Annotated in this window: 14 protein-coding genes and 1 tRNA gene; 9 read left to right on the top strand and 6 right to left on the bottom strand. The window is 60.9% G+C overall.

Annotation, left to right across the window (positions count from 1 at the left end; translation table 11 throughout):
* The first annotated feature begins 15 nt into the window (after positions 1-15).
* On the top strand, positions 16-1,002 hold the full coding sequence (locus tag ASD58_RS08760) for a TraB/GumN family protein (protein ID WP_082565310.1): 987 nt from the start codon (positions 16-18) through the stop codon (positions 1,000-1,002).
* A 16-nt stretch (positions 1,003-1,018) separates the two neighbouring features.
* Here ASD58_RS08760 and ASD58_RS08755 read toward each other — a convergent pair whose 3' ends face one another.
* Both ASD58_RS08755 and ASD58_RS08750 read right to left on the bottom strand, forming a co-directional pair.
* Positions 1,019-2,605, bottom strand: a complete 1,587-nt coding sequence (locus ASD58_RS08755) for a methyl-accepting chemotaxis protein (RefSeq protein WP_057260725.1) — start codon at positions 2,603-2,605, stop codon at positions 1,019-1,021.
* A gap of 116 nt (positions 2,606-2,721) precedes the next feature.
* On the bottom strand, positions 2,722-3,159 hold the full coding sequence (locus ASD58_RS08750; RefSeq protein ID WP_057260724.1) for a carboxymuconolactone decarboxylase family protein: 438 nt from the start codon (positions 3,157-3,159) through the stop codon (positions 2,722-2,724).
* Positions 3,160-3,261: 102 nt separating this feature from the next.
* On the opposite strand from ASD58_RS08750, the gene ASD58_RS08745 reads away from it, so the two are divergent.
* Positions 3,262-4,161 carry a LysR family transcriptional regulator gene (locus tag ASD58_RS08745; protein WP_057260723.1) on the top strand — a complete coding sequence of 300 codons (900 nt, stop codon included), beginning with the start codon at positions 3,262-3,264 and terminating at the stop codon, positions 4,159-4,161.
* Here ASD58_RS08745 and ASD58_RS08740 read toward each other — a convergent pair.
* Positions 4,158-5,393, bottom strand: a complete 1,236-nt coding sequence (locus ASD58_RS08740; protein ID WP_057260722.1) for a M28 family metallopeptidase — start codon at positions 5,391-5,393, stop codon at positions 4,158-4,160. The two genes, ASD58_RS08745 and ASD58_RS08740, sit on opposite strands and share 4 nt — an antisense overlap.
* 152 nt (positions 5,394-5,545) lie before the next feature.
* Here ASD58_RS08740 and ASD58_RS08735 point away from each other — a divergent pair, with 152 nt between their 5' ends.
* The 7 genes from ASD58_RS08735 to ASD58_RS31805 all read left to right on the top strand — a co-directional run bounded on the left by ASD58_RS08735 (position 5,546) and on the right by ASD58_RS31805 (position 11,133).
* Entirely contained in the window at positions 5,546-5,953 is a 408-nt protein-coding gene (locus ASD58_RS08735) for a YidB family protein (protein WP_057260721.1), read from the top strand.
* Positions 5,954-6,071: 118 nt separating this feature from the next.
* Positions 6,072-7,586 carry a family 43 glycosylhydrolase gene (locus tag ASD58_RS08730; protein ID WP_162252999.1) on the top strand — a complete coding sequence of 505 codons (1,515 nt, stop codon included), beginning with the start codon at positions 6,072-6,074 and terminating at the stop codon, positions 7,584-7,586.
* Between the two features lie 79 nt (positions 7,587-7,665).
* A tRNA-Gly gene (locus tag ASD58_RS08725) sits at positions 7,666-7,739 on the top strand.
* Between the two features lie 14 nt (positions 7,740-7,753).
* Positions 7,754-8,563, top strand: a complete 810-nt coding sequence (locus ASD58_RS08720) for an AraC family transcriptional regulator (protein WP_057260719.1) — start codon at positions 7,754-7,756, stop codon at positions 8,561-8,563.
* A 47-nt stretch (positions 8,564-8,610) separates the two neighbouring features.
* Positions 8,611-9,516, top strand: a complete 906-nt coding sequence (locus ASD58_RS08715) for a DMT family transporter (protein ID WP_057260718.1) — start codon at positions 8,611-8,613, stop codon at positions 9,514-9,516.
* A gap of 15 nt (positions 9,517-9,531) precedes the next feature.
* Positions 9,532-10,221 carry a DUF4197 domain-containing protein gene (locus tag ASD58_RS08710; protein WP_057260717.1) on the top strand — a complete coding sequence of 230 codons (690 nt, stop codon included), beginning with the start codon at positions 9,532-9,534 and terminating at the stop codon, positions 10,219-10,221.
* A gap of 33 nt (positions 10,222-10,254) precedes the next feature.
* The gene (locus tag ASD58_RS31805) at positions 10,255-11,133 is read left to right on the top strand and encodes a hypothetical protein (RefSeq protein WP_200951588.1); all 879 of its coding nucleotides are present in this window, start codon (positions 10,255-10,257) and stop codon (positions 11,131-11,133) included.
* A gap of 14 nt (positions 11,134-11,147) precedes the next feature.
* On the opposite strand, the gene ASD58_RS08700 is transcribed toward ASD58_RS31805, so the two are convergent.
* The 3 genes from ASD58_RS08700 to ASD58_RS08690 form a co-directional block, all read right to left on the bottom strand.
* A complete protein-coding gene (locus ASD58_RS08700) occupies positions 11,148-11,381 on the bottom strand; it encodes a hypothetical protein (protein WP_057260716.1) in 234 nt (77 codons plus the stop codon).
* Between the two features lie 65 nt (positions 11,382-11,446).
* On the bottom strand, positions 11,447-12,169 hold the full coding sequence (locus tag ASD58_RS08695; protein ID WP_057260715.1) for a hypothetical protein: 723 nt from the start codon (positions 12,167-12,169) through the stop codon (positions 11,447-11,449).
* An 83-nt stretch (positions 12,170-12,252) separates the two neighbouring features.
* Positions 12,253-12,756: a hypothetical protein gene (locus tag ASD58_RS08690; RefSeq protein ID WP_057260714.1), complete on the bottom strand. Its 504-nt coding sequence runs from the start codon at positions 12,754-12,756 to the stop codon at positions 12,253-12,255.
* Positions 12,757-12,816: the final 60 nt, after the last annotated feature.

The following is a 12,816-nucleotide window of genomic DNA, read 5'->3' as shown; positions in this document are numbered from 1 at the left end:
AGAAAGAGTAAGAGGATGATAAGTAAAGTGATAAGCGCGGTGGCATTGTGCCTGCTGGCGGCCAACGCCTGGGCACAGGATGAAGCCCAGGCTCCCGAAGGTGAAAAGGTTGTGATTACCGGCCAGCGTCCCGGCCCGGGACTGTGGAAGGTCTCCAAAGGCGAGCACGTGATGTACGTGTTCGGCGATTACTCGCCCTTGCCGATCAAGATGGACTGGCGTTCCAACGAAGTGGAATCCATCATCGCCAAGTCGCAGGAGTACTTGCCGAAGCCTTCGTTCGGCATCAAAGTCGGCTTTTGGGGCGGCCTGAAGCTGCTGCCACATGCAATCGGCTTCAAGAACAACCCGAATGGTGCAAAGTTGATCGATGTGCTGCCTGCGGAGACGTATGACCGCTGGCAGGTGCTCAAGGCCAAATACATCGGTAAGAACGACGACATCGAACGCGAACGTCCCATGTTTGTTGCCGACACGCTTTACAGGTCGGGCCTGGAAAAGAATGGCTTGACCATGCGTACCGAGGTGTATGGCAAGCTGGATAAGCTGGTCAAGCAGTACAAGGTAAAGGTCACTCCGAGCGGCTTCGAGATGGAGCTGGAAAATCCCGGCCAGGCCATGAAGGCATTCAAGAATTCGCCCGGCGCCGATACCGATTGCTTTGCCAAGACCGTGGCGCGCCTGGAATCCGACATCGACGCCATGCGTGTACGCGCCAATGCCTGGGCAGTCGGCGATATGTCGAAGATTGCCTCGCTCAATTTCGCGGATCGCGAAGAAGCCTGCAAACAAGCGGTCTTCGACAATGATGCCTTCAAGTCGAACGAGAAGCTGCTGCACGCGGAACAATCGGCCCGCCAGGCATGGATGGCCAATGTGGAGCGTGCGCTGGAAGCCAACGACAGCACCTTCGCCGTCTTGTCGCTAAGCCAGTTGATTGGGCCGAAGAACTATCTGCTTGAGCTGCAGGCCAAGGGCTACAAGGTGGAGGTGCCCGAATAGGCTCCGCCGGGCCTCGTCAGGCGCGCTTCGATTTGCTGCCGGCTTGCGGTGGCAGCTTGAATACTTCCAGCGCCTTGGCGACGGCCTGTGCCTGCAGGTCCAGCACGCCGGTAGCGGCGGAAGCCTCTTCCACCATCTGGCTGTTCTGGCGCGTCACCTCGTCAAGCTGCACGATGGCGTCTTTCACCTGGTTGACGCCATCACTCTGTTCGCGCGTCGCGCCGCGGATGTCGCCCATGATGGCGGCCACGCGGCCAATGGCGGAAATCACCGCATCCATGTCATTGCCGGCTGTGGTGGCCACGCTGGCGCCGCCTTCGATCTTGTCGGCGGAGGCGTCGATCAGTGCCTTGATATCCTTGGCCGCCGCGGCGCTGCGCTGAGCCAGGCTGCGCACTTCGCTTGCCACCACCGCGAAACCGCGGCCGCTTTCGCCGGCGCGCGCCGCTTCCACCGCTGCATTCAGGGCCAGAATATTGGTCTGGAAAGCGATGCCGTCGATCAGGCCGATGATGTCGACGATCTTGTGCGAAGATGCGCGGATCTCGTCCATGGCCGTCACCACCTGTGCGACGGCGACGCCGGTGCGTTCGGCCAGCGCGGTCGCTTCGTTCGCCACACCGTTGGCGGTATTCACGTTATCGGCGGTCTGGCTCACGGTGCCGGTGATCTGGCCCATATGGGCCGAAGTCTGTTCCAGGTTGGCCGCCTGTGCCTCGGTACGCGCCGCCAGGTCGACGTTGGCAGTGCGCACTTGCGTGGTGGTGCTGCGCGTCAGCGCGAAGTTGCCTTGAATGTCGCCGAGGATCGACGCCAGGTTCAGGTTCAACTGGCGCACGAAGGCCTGGAGCTGGCCCAGTTCATCGTGGCGGTCGACCGCCATGCGCGTGGTCAGGTCGCCGCCGGCCAGGATGCGGGTGGCGTTGATGCAGGCCTGGACCGGCGCCACGATGGCGCGGTGCAGGTTGTACCAGCCATACAGCGCCAGCGCGGCCAGCAGCAATGCCTGCAGATGCAGGGCGAAACCGGAGTAGGGCAGCACGGCATGCAGCGCCATCGACAGCGCCAGCAGCGCCATGCTGCCGAAGCACAAGGCCATGCGCTGCGACAGCGAAATGTCGCGCAGCGCGTTGGTGAGTTTCTTGCGCCCGCGTGGTGCGGCGCCGCCACGGGCGATGCGCACCCCGTCCGGATTCGCGCCTTTGACAGTGCGATACAAAGCCTCGGCTTCCTTGACCTGCTGGGGCTTGGGCTTGGTGCAGACCGACATGAAGCCGGTCGTGCGGTTCTTCTCGATCACCGGTGTGACGTTGGCGATGCACCAGAAATAGCCGCCACTCTTGCGCCGGTATTTCACCAGGCCGCGCCACGGTTCGCCCGACATGGTGGTGCGCAGCATGTCTTCATCGACTTGCGCCGGCATGTCCGGGTGGTAGAGCGCCTTTTGCTGGCGTCCGATCAGGTCCTCACCGGCGTAGTCGCCAACAGCGATGAACGTCGAATTGGTGTAAGTCAGGCGGCCGTGCAAGTTGGTAGTGATGACGATTGGCTTGCCGTCTTCAAGCAGGGTTTCGTGTTCGGCTGCGGTGAGTGTGCTGCGCATTTTTGACACTTTGTTTCAGTTGGGAAAGATCGCAGAGCATACTAGCAGATCGACGAATGGCCGCGCCGAAAGCGTGGCCATTTCGTGGTTTTTCCACCAAAACAGTTGTCGCGCAGTTAAGTTGGTAATTGCATTGCGAAGCCGACGCCAAAGCGGTTCCAGGCGTTGATGGTGCCGATGAGGAAGGTCAGCTCCGACAGCTCCTGTTCGCTGAATTGCGCGGCGACCGCGCTATACACCGCATCCGGCGCACCGTTTTTGGACAGCTCGGTCAGCGTCTCGGTCCACAGCAGCGCCGCACGTTCGCGCTCGTCGAAGAACGGTGTTTCGCGCCAGGCCGGCAACGCCATCAGGCGGCGCACGTCCTCACCGTTCTTGAGCGCGTCCTTGCTGTGCATGTCGATGCAATAGGCGCAGCCGTTGATTTGCGAAGCGCGGATCTTGACCAGCTCGCGCAGGCTGAGCGGCAGCAGCGATTCGGCGATAGCGCGCTCCAGGCCCATCATGGCCTTCATGGCGTTCGGGGCGGCGGCATAGTAGTTAATGCGTTTCATGGTGGATTCCTCCGGTTGGTTTCGATGAATCCACTTTAGTCTGGACGAGATTGCGGATAAACTGGTGTTTATCGTTTTGAATATACGGAAAGCCGAACAATCATGGCTTTTGACCGCCTCGAGGCAATGCGCGCCTTCTGCCGCATCGTGGAAGTGGGCAGTTTCGTCGGCGCTGCCGAAGCGCTGGGCGTGCCGAAGACCACCATCTCCGGCCAGATCCAGGGCCTGGAGGCGCACCTTGGCATGAAGCTGCTCCACCGGACCACGCGCCGCGTGTCTCCCACCACCGACGGTGCCGCTTATTACGAAGGCGCCCGCGCGCTGCTCGACGACCTGGATGAGCTGGAGTCCTCGCGCCACGATGCGCGCGGCCGCGTGCGGGTTGAAATGCCGTCGCCGGTCGGCACGGGCCTGATCATTCCCGCCTTGCCGGATTTCGCGGCGCGCTATCCCGATGTGCAGCTCGATATCGGCTGCGGCGAACGCGTGGTGGACCTGGTGCAGGAAGGGATCGACTGCGCCTTGCGCGGCGGTCCGGTGGCGGACCAGGACCTGGTGGCAAGGCGGGTAGGGAATATGCAGTTCTGCTTGTGCGCCGCGCCGTCCTACCTTGCATCGGCGCCGCGGTTGTCGACGGTGGAAGACCTGCCGGCGCACCGCTACCTCGGCTTCGTCTTCGCTGCCACTGGCCGCCAGCACATACAAACCCTGATGCGCGGCGAACAGCGCTACACCATCGAGCAGATGCCGGCCATGCGCTTCAATAGCGCCGCCGCCTACGTCGCTTCGGGGCTGGCGGGCTTGGGCATCCTGAATATCCCGCGTGCGGAAGCGGCGCCGCATTTGCGCAGCGGCGCGCTGGTGGAAGTGCTGGCCGACTGGCACCTGGGCAGCATGCCGATCAGCCTGGTGTATCCATATGCGCGCAGGCTGTCGGCACGCGTTCGCGCTTTTACCGACTGGGCCACTGCCTTGATGGCCAGCGACCCCTTGTGGCGTTAAGGCTTGACTACCTTGGCGCCGACCAGCCTGGCCACGCCGGCCAGCGTGGTCTGTGCCGCGTTCAGACCAAGCAGGAAGTCCTTGTCCGAATAGTTCGAATACAGGTCGGTTGGCTGGTGCCAGTGCGGATTCCATCCGGAGCCGATTTGCTGCCCGCGCTCGTTCTCGCGCAGTGAAATCGAAGGCACCAGGTCCATGAATGGCGTGGAGTCGGTATTGGTCATATGGAAGCCAACCGCGGCCGGGTAGTTGGTCGCATACTTGTCGTTCGCGGCACGGAAGTCCCACGCCAGCCTGGCTGAAGCTTCGGCCTGTTTCGAGTTGGACTGGAACTCGATGTTCACGTCCGCTTCCGCACGCTGTTCTTTCGGCAGCACGTAGACTGGATGGCCTTTGGCATCCAGCACCGGCTTGCCCGCGTCATCGAGTTTCGGGACCGGCATGCCATGATCGAACATCATCATGTCGTGCTGGATCATGCCCAGCCAGCGCGGCTCGGGATATTTGCCCGAGCCTTTCGGCGACTCGATGCCTTGCAGGTTCTTGCGCTGCTCGACATAAGCGGCAGCACCGTTCAAGCCGGTCTCCTCATTGTTCCACAAGGCGAAGCGGATCGAGCGATCGGTCTCCACGCCCGGTGCGTTGAAGATACGGGCCAGCTCCATTACCAGTGCGGTACCGGAGCCGTCGTCGTTGGCGGCCTCGCCAAAGCCGATGCCGTCCATGTGGGCGCTGACGATGTACATTTCATCGGGACGGGTCTTGCCGATCTTGGTGCAGTAGACGTTCTCGCGCAGCGAAGTGCCTTGCGGCGTCTGTTCCGCGTTGAGCGCGCGCAGGCGCTCATCCGGCTGTTTCATTGGATCGGTGTTCACGCCGGTTGGAGCACGGTTGCCGAACAGCGTGCTGCCGCCCTGGCCCGGCGGACCGCCCGCGCCGCCGCCTGCCGCCACCGCGGGCTTGCCACGCGTGGCTGGTTCGGTGAACTGGTACTGCAGGCGCTCTACGTTGGAACATCCATACGCCTTCAACTGCGCCTCGATCCAGTCCAGCGCCTGGCGATTGCGCTCCGTGCCCTGGCGGCGGTCGCCGAACCTGGTCAGGCTCTTGATGGTGGCCTTGTACTTTTCCAGTTCGAGCTGGCCTACCAGTGTGGAGACTGGATCGGTTTGTGCGTGAGCGATGTTTGCCGCGAAGGCCAGAGCGATGCTGAGGGCTACGGTTGGTTTCATGGGTGGTCCATCCGGTTGATTTGGTCCGGGCATTTTGCACCTTTGGCGCCGGTCGCAGGGTGAATTTTCAATGGGAGATACAACGTTACATTCGGACACAGAGCCTGTTGTGATACTGTTGGTAGTCGCTGTTTCATATGAGGAGGTGTGCCATGGGTATTCTCGATTCGCTGGCAGGCGAAGTGCTGAGCCAGTTCACAGGCGGTAATCATCCGGAAGGAATGCTGGATGCGGTAACCACGATGCTAAACGATCCCAGGACCGGCGGCCTGCAAGGCCTGGTTACGACGTTCGAGCAGGGCGGCATGGGCGGCGTGATCGCCTCCTGGGTTGGCACTGGCGCCAACCAGTCCATCAGTGCGGAGCAGATCCAGGCCGTGCTGGGCAGCGAACAAGTGCAAGCCATCGCCAGCCGCCTTGGCCTCAACACGCAAGATGTCGCCGGCCACCTGGCGCAATTGCTGCCGCAAGTGGTCGACAAGCTCACGCCCGGCGGCACCATCCCTGATGCGGGAGGCGGCCTTGGCGCTGCACTGGGCGGATTGTTCGGACAAACTTAAAAATTAAATAACCGTGATATCGAAAGGGGTATTGCAGGCATAAAAGATACGATTGGTGGCCGCGCAGGCAAGTGTCTAGGATGGTATGGCAGTTAAAAAAACTCCAAGGAGACCATCTATGAAGAGACTTCTGTCATGTTTCGCCATGCTGATCGGCATGGTGTTTTCCGCATACGCAGCCACTCCGATCACGATCAATACGAGCGTGCAGTACAAGATCAAGAACGTTAACAGCGGCCTGGTATTAGGCATCGATGGTGCCAGCCAGGCCGCCGGTTCAAAAGTCATCCAGTGGGCCGACAATGGCACCGCCGACCATTTGTGGCACTTCATGCCGATGGGGAATGGGCGCTACAACATTGAGAACATGCTGACGCACCAGGTGCTAGGCGTGACCAATGCATCAACCGCCGACGGCGCGCAGGTCGTCCAATGGGCCGACAACGGCACCTCGGATCATTTGTGGATCGTCACGCAGGCGGCGAGCGGCAACTTCCTGATCCAGAACGTCAACAGCGGCAAGTACCTGGACGTGTACATGGCCAGTACTGCCAATACCGCCACTATCGACCAGTGGGGGCTGACTGGCTGCACCTGCCAGGAATGGCAATTGGTAAACACCGGGGCAAGCCCTTATCCTGCGCCGCGCGCGGTCGCAGGCAACGGCATCTTCGTCCACGACCCTTACATGCTGCGCGATACCAGCGGCAAATACTGGCTATATGGTTCGCACCAGACCCTGGCCACTTCCACCGATGGCGTCAACTTCACGAATTACACCAATTGCACCAGCGCCCAGATGGGCGGCTACGCGCCGAATTGCCCTCCAATCGGGCCGGACTTCAGTTCCTGGAGTGGCCTGCAGACGCCGAAGGGGTGGAACAATGGCGCCAATACCGATGTCTGGGCGCCGAGCCTGATGGTGGTGAATGGCACTTACTATCAGTATTACTCGATTCCGTACCTGCCCAGCACCGGTGCAGAGGCCGTGATCGGCGTTGCAACCAGCGCCTCGCCACAAGGACCGTGGACCGACAAAGGCTTCGTCACCAAGTCCTGGAACAGTACCACCACTTCGCCACCGCCAGGTTTCTGGGCGACCACCGACAACGCGATCGACCCGGCACCGTTCCGCGATGCCAGCGGCAACTGGTGGATGGCATGGGGTTCGTGGACCGATGGCACGCACCTGGTGCAGCTTGATCCCGCCAATGGCCTGATCAAAGCGAATGCACCGGTGTACACCGTGGCCAAGCGTGGCACGCCATCGGCCGGCGAAGAAGGGCCGTTCATCTACTACTACAACGGCTATTACTACTATTTCGCGCCGATCAATGAATGCTGCAAGGGATCGACCAGCACCTACCGCACCATCGTCGGCCGTTCGACCAGCGTGACCGGACCATACGTGGATCGCGGCGGCGTCGCGCTGACCGCAGGCGGCGGCACCATCCTGCTCAGCACCCACGGCAATATCATTGGCCCTGGCGGCGGCAGCGTGTTCACCGACGCGGGGAATGGCAATAAGCCTACCTACGTCTACCACTACTACGACGGCAATAACGGCGGGCGTGCGACGCTGGGCATCAATACGCTCGGCTTCACTGCCGACGGCTGGCCGTTCATTCAATAAGGCTTCGAGGTGCCAAGAAGGACATCATCGAGTGTCCTTCTTGCCAACTTTGGTCAAAGCCGCATAGAATGCGTGGCATGCGGGTGTAGTTCAATGGTAGAACGGCAGCTTCCCAAGCTTCATACGAGGGTTCGATTCCCTTCACCCGCTCCAATCCCTCTTTGACCATGGCCAAAGCGAACTTCCAGGTGTTACCGTGCGGTGATGCACGCATCCAGGCGGTGGAAGCGCAGAGCAGCCAGTCCTTTTCCCGGCATACCCACGAACAGTTTGGCATCGGCCTGCTCACGCATGGCGGATCGAAGTCCTTCAGCGGTTGCGGTATGGTGGAGGCTTGCGCGGGCGATGTGATTACGGTGAATCCGAACGAAGTCCACGATGGCGCGCCACTTGGCGACGGTGGGCGAAGCTGGAAGATGCTGTATCTGGAACCCGGCTTTGCGGCGGAACTGCTGCGCGAAGCAGATCCTGGCATTGGCGGCACCTCGCTTGAATTCAAGGCGCCGGTGCTGCCGGATACTGCACTGGCGGCAGGCTTTATGCGCGCATACGCCGCAGCCACATCGGCACTGCCGGGAGCCCGGCTGGCGGCTGAGCACCACTTGCTTGAGCTGATGTCGCAAACCATGCTCCGCCGCCGCGCGGCTGCCACGCGAACTGCTGCCCCCACCGCAGTCGCGCGGTCGATGATGGAAGACGATCCCCTGGCCGACTGGTCGCTTGCCGAGCTGGCCGATGCTTGTGGCTTGAGCCGCTTCCAATTGGTGCGTTCTTTCGCCCGCAACACGGGCTTCACGCCGCATGCCTTCCTCCTGCATCGCCGAATCCTGCTGGCGCGCCGCCTGATTGCGGGTGGCATGGGACTGGCCGATGCCGCTGCTGCCAGCGGTTTCGCTGACCAGAGCCATATGACCCGCATATTCACCCGTAAATATGGCGTCGCCCCCGGCGCGTTTGCAATTTCGTTCAAGACCTGAATTCGCCGGATGGTTTAGCCTTCAGCTTTCGTTCATGGAGGCGGCGAATGGTGGGATATCTGTATTGTGCGCTGGCGATGGTGACGGTCGGCAGCACGGTCGTGGCCAGCAAGGTGATCGCGTCGGGACTGCCGCCGTTCACGGCGACGGCATTGCGATTCATGGTGGCGCTGCCGGTGTTCCTTGCCTTGTGCTGGGTGTTGCGGTCGCGCTGGCCGCGTATAGGGCGGCGCGATGCTGCTTTGCTGGTGCTGCAAGCCGGCGCGGGAAGCGTCGGCTACACGGTGCTGCTGATTTCAGGGATGTCGTTCACCAGCGCGGCTACGGCGGGCGTATTGGTTGGCACGCTGCCGATTGTGTCGGCAGCATTTGCGGTGGTGGGGCTTGGGGAGCGGCCGACGGTGCGGCTGCTGGCCGCAATCGCATTGGCGGCGCTTGGAGTGCTGGTGGCGAGCGGTGTCAATTGGCCCACTGCGCCTGGCGCGGGGCGTGATGCTGGGCAAATGCTCGGAATGCTGCTGGTACTGGCTGCCGTAGCGTGCGAGTCGTTCTTCATCCTGCTGAACAAGCGCCTGCGCGCGCCGATTGAAGCGTTGCCGCTGTCGACTTTGATGTGTGCCTTGGGACTGCTGCTTGCCGGCGGCGCCTCGCTGGCCATCGAGCAGCCGTGGCAGATCAGCATAAGCGCCAGCGCATTGCAGGCGGTGCTGTATTACGCGCTGGTGCCGACGGTGCTGGGCTTCGTGCTGTGGTACGCCGGGTCGGCGCGCGTAAGCGGGACGGAGGCGGCCTTGTTCACGGCCTTGTCGCCGATCTCCGCTACGCTCCTGGCCAACACCATCCTGCATGAAGCCATCACGGGCCTGCAACTTACCGGCATGGCTTGCGTGCTCGCAGCGGTGGCGAGTCTTGTATGGAAGCGTCCTGCATATGGTAGGGTTGAGACTTTGTAACCAAGGAGCTGCGCCATGAGCATCACAAAACAAGTATCCACCCTGCTGGCCGGCCTGGCGCTCGCCGCCAGCGCTTTTGCAAACCCGTTGGACGCTTTGACCGAGAAGGAAGCGGGCGGTGGCCTGAAAGCCGCGCTGGAAGCCGGTTCGGTAGCCGCGGTGGGCAAGCTGGGTGTTGAAGGCGGCTTCCTGAACAACGATGCTGTGCGTATCAAGCTGCCGCGCGTGCTGGAAAAAGCCCGCCCGATTCTGGAAATGACCGGCCGCGGAGAACAATTGGATGAGCTGGAAACCGCCATGAACCGCGCTGCCGAACAAACCGTCCCACTGGCGAAACCGCTGCTGGTAAACGCGGTCAAATCGATGACGCTGAGCGATGCGAAGGCGATCCTGACTGGCGGCGAAACATCGGTCACTGATTTCTTCAAAGAGAAGACCGCTGCGCCGCTGGCAGTGAAATTCAAGCCGATCGTGAAAGGCGTAACGGACAAGTCCAAGCTGTCCGGCCAGTTCAATAGCGCGATGGCGCAAGCCACCAAGTTCGGTTTGGCGAGCGAGGAGCAGGCGACGGTGGAAAGCTACGTCACCCAGCGCGCGCTGGATGGCCTGTTCCTGATGATCGGCGAAGAAGAGAAGAAGATCCGTGAAAACCCGGTGTCCTACGGCAGCAAGGCGATTTCCAAAGTCTTCGGCCTGCTCAAATAAGCGCAAGCGGCACAAAGCAAATGGCGAGGGAAAATGGCGACCAGGGACTATTCTGATGACGATGACTTTTACAGCCAGGGGTTCGATAAAAGAGGCTTGGTATCTGTCTGGGTTGGCCTTGGAGGTAAAAAGGGCATCCCGGGCCTGGATATTCTGCAAGACCTGTGCGGAGTCGGTTATTACCGCTTGAGCGACCAGGAGAGCTTCAACAGTTTCCAGCCGTCCGACTTGCGAGCACTCCTGGAAAGTGCATCCTATTCGGAATCCTTTGTCGATGTGGCTTTGGCTGCAGCATCCAAGCGTGGCCTGGAACAAGCGCGCTGGGTTACGCTTCAATACGATTTTGATTACGATCCGGCTGAAGTCCAGCGCCCAATTGCGGACGATCCAATCTTCATTGGCAGCTTTCCTTATGTCGATCCCAACTTCAAGGAAGCATTAATCGAATCCTTTGTGGAGCGCCGTCTCGATGGAAATGAAATTCCCGAAGGCACGGACCTGGTAAAGCTGGTGATGGAGTCGGGCTGGGAACCGCAAAAGATAACGCATATTCGCTGGACATATGACAACGAGGACTTCAGTTTGGACTTTCCGAACGGAGTGCTGGCGAAAGTCCTTCCTGGGCGCCGCCATATCGCATTGATTGAAAACGTTGTGGACGCTGGACAAGCGCAACATCGCCTGGTGGTGGTGGATGCCGAAGGTTACCTGGAGTATTCCGTCAGCGGCAAGCTATCGATTAATGGCGTTCAGCGCGTGGGGGAATTCGTGTGGTTTGAACCTGCGATAACGGATGCCGATGACTGCTTTGGTGTCGTCTTTCAAACGTCCGGCCCGGGCGGCACGGAACAATTTCAGTGCGACATTGAAGTCGAAACCGGAGAGATTGCCGGAATATACGCGTCACGCTAACCGCGTGCGCTGGCTCAAATAAGGGTGCGGCCGCGCGGGTTGCGGGCTTGCGCGGCTGAGTTCAGGATCTCAAGTTGTCCCGATTTGAAGGTCTGCTGGTGTTCGCCGTCGCTATCATGCCAGCGGCATAGCACGTCCTCGTCATCGTTCCGGCCGGTGGGGCCCGGCGTGGTGCGAATCACCAGCATCTTATGGCGCCAGCCGATTGGCCGGACCGCATCACCTGCCTTTGCCCGTTCGCGTTCCATGGTTCCCTCCTGCAAGAAGCAGAACCATGATACGCCTGCCGGGAAAGGCAGGGCGCAATCTACGATCAGCTGCCGACCAGTTGGACCGCGTCGACCTGCAGACGGGTGGTGGTGATGTTGTTGGATTTGGTGATACGGGCTGCCTTGGCCTTGTAGGCCGTCTTCTCGATCGGCTGCACGAACCAGGTGCGCGGGCCGCGATGGTCGGCTTTCACGCTGTTCACGCCGGACCAGACGGTATTCCATTTGCCATCAATGTCCTGCAGCTCCACCTTGGTGATGCCTTCCAGGCCATAGGAATCGGTCACCGCCACGCGCAACTGGGTCGCGTTGACCGGCTTTTCGAAGGACACTTCCAGCGAGTCGAAGCCGATATCGGTATCCTTCGTGGACCAGTAGTTGCCATCGACCTTGCCGGTAGCTTTCGATGCGTTGTAGCTGTCGCTGTAGTTCGAGCTGGCAGTGGCAGCGCTGGCCCACTGCGCGCCGGGATCGGCCATATAGCCCTGTTCCATATTCGAGTAATCGAGCTTGGCCTGGCGCTTGGCGGTTTCCCGTTGCTCGTCGCTCATGTTTTCGGTCGAAATCTCTGGCGTTGGCAGTGGATTGTTGCCGGCTGGAGCGGCAGCGGCTGCCGGAGCCGGTGCTGCGGCGGGGGCTGGAGCCGGGGCAGCGGCTGCAGTGGCGGGTGCCGGGGCAGCAGCCGGTGCTGCCTCAGGTTCCGGGTGCTTCTTGGCGCATGCTGCCAGCAACAGAACTGGCAGCAGCAGGGCGACTTTGGTCTTCATGGGCATCCTTTTGCGGAATTATCAAAAATATAAAGCCGCAATATGGCATAGCGATGCCAAAAACTCAATTGTGCGTGGAGCGATTACGACAAGTTAACATCCAGCCACACTGCATACGCCAGGCGCTTGCCGTCGTACAGTTGGCCGCCGCGGATGACGGCGTCGGTGGACGTGAGCTGGCCGGTGATTTCCTGGCGCGCCAGCATGGTGCGGAAGGCCGCGGCATCTTTCGGCGCCAGGTAGCCGACCATTTCGCTGTTGAGGAAGACGGCGACTGCCTTGTCTTCGTAGGGATTGTTATCGTCCGCCAGCAGCAGGGCCTTGTAGTGGGCATTGGCTGCGGCTTCGCCATGCTCGCCGGCCAGGCTGCGAATGGTGTCGGAGTAGCGCGACTCGCCCAGTACTTCAAGCTGGAAGCGGCCCTCATCGGTCCAGTGGTGCACCGGCTCGCCCTGCGGCAGGGGCGTGTAGGAGCCGCCCACTGGTTTGCACGCCGGCGCCGGCGCGCCTTTCGGGCCCCCTTTGAGCAGGAAATACAGCGTTACCAGCGCCAGGACGATGATCAGGATATTCAGTGCGAGGGCCATTTCAGGGGCTTCCTAAGGGACAAGACCCGCTATTATCGCAGGCCGGGCGCTAAAACCGGA

The sequence above is a fragment of the Duganella sp. Root1480D1 genome, assembly GCF_001427305.1.
GTDB lineage: Bacteria > Pseudomonadota > Gammaproteobacteria > Burkholderiales > Burkholderiaceae_D > Rugamonas.
This window is presented reverse-complemented; position numbering and strand designations above follow the sequence as displayed.

Excerpts from the sequence above, each read along its gene's own strand:
- ASD58_RS08735 (WP_057260721.1), top strand. The coding sequence starts at position 5,546 with ATGGGTATTCTCGATTCGCTGGCAGGCGAAGTGCTGAGCCAGTTCACA.
- ASD58_RS08730 (WP_162252999.1), top strand. The coding sequence starts at position 6,072 with ATGAAGAGACTTCTGTCATGTTTCGCCATGCTGATCGGCATGGTGTTT.
- ASD58_RS08755 (WP_057260725.1), bottom strand. The coding sequence starts at position 2,605 with ATGCGCAGCACACTCACCGCAGCCGAACACGAAACCCTGCTTGAAGAC.
- ASD58_RS08720 (WP_057260719.1), top strand. The coding sequence starts at position 7,754 with ATGGCCAAAGCGAACTTCCAGGTGTTACCGTGCGGTGATGCACGCATC.
- ASD58_RS31805 (WP_200951588.1), top strand. The coding sequence starts at position 10,255 with ATGGCGACCAGGGACTATTCTGATGACGATGACTTTTACAGCCAGGGG.
- ASD58_RS08745 (WP_057260723.1), top strand. The coding sequence starts at position 3,262 with ATGGCTTTTGACCGCCTCGAGGCAATGCGCGCCTTCTGCCGCATCGTG.
- ASD58_RS08695 (WP_057260715.1), bottom strand. The coding sequence starts at position 12,169 with ATGAAGACCAAAGTCGCCCTGCTGCTGCCAGTTCTGTTGCTGGCAGCA.
- ASD58_RS08715 (WP_057260718.1), top strand. The coding sequence starts at position 8,611 with ATGGTGGGATATCTGTATTGTGCGCTGGCGATGGTGACGGTCGGCAGC.
- ASD58_RS08740 (WP_057260722.1), bottom strand. The coding sequence starts at position 5,393 with ATGAAACCAACCGTAGCCCTCAGCATCGCTCTGGCCTTCGCGGCAAAC.
- ASD58_RS08750 (WP_057260724.1), bottom strand. The coding sequence starts at position 3,159 with ATGAAACGCATTAACTACTATGCCGCCGCCCCGAACGCCATGAAGGCC.
- ASD58_RS08710 (WP_057260717.1), top strand. The coding sequence starts at position 9,532 with ATGAGCATCACAAAACAAGTATCCACCCTGCTGGCCGGCCTGGCGCTC.
- ASD58_RS08760 (WP_082565310.1), top strand. The coding sequence starts at position 16 with ATGATAAGTAAAGTGATAAGCGCGGTGGCATTGTGCCTGCTGGCGGCC.
- ASD58_RS08700 (WP_057260716.1), bottom strand. The coding sequence starts at position 11,381 with ATGGAACGCGAACGGGCAAAGGCAGGTGATGCGGTCCGGCCAATCGGC.
- ASD58_RS08690 (WP_057260714.1), bottom strand. The coding sequence starts at position 12,756 with ATGGCCCTCGCACTGAATATCCTGATCATCGTCCTGGCGCTGGTAACG.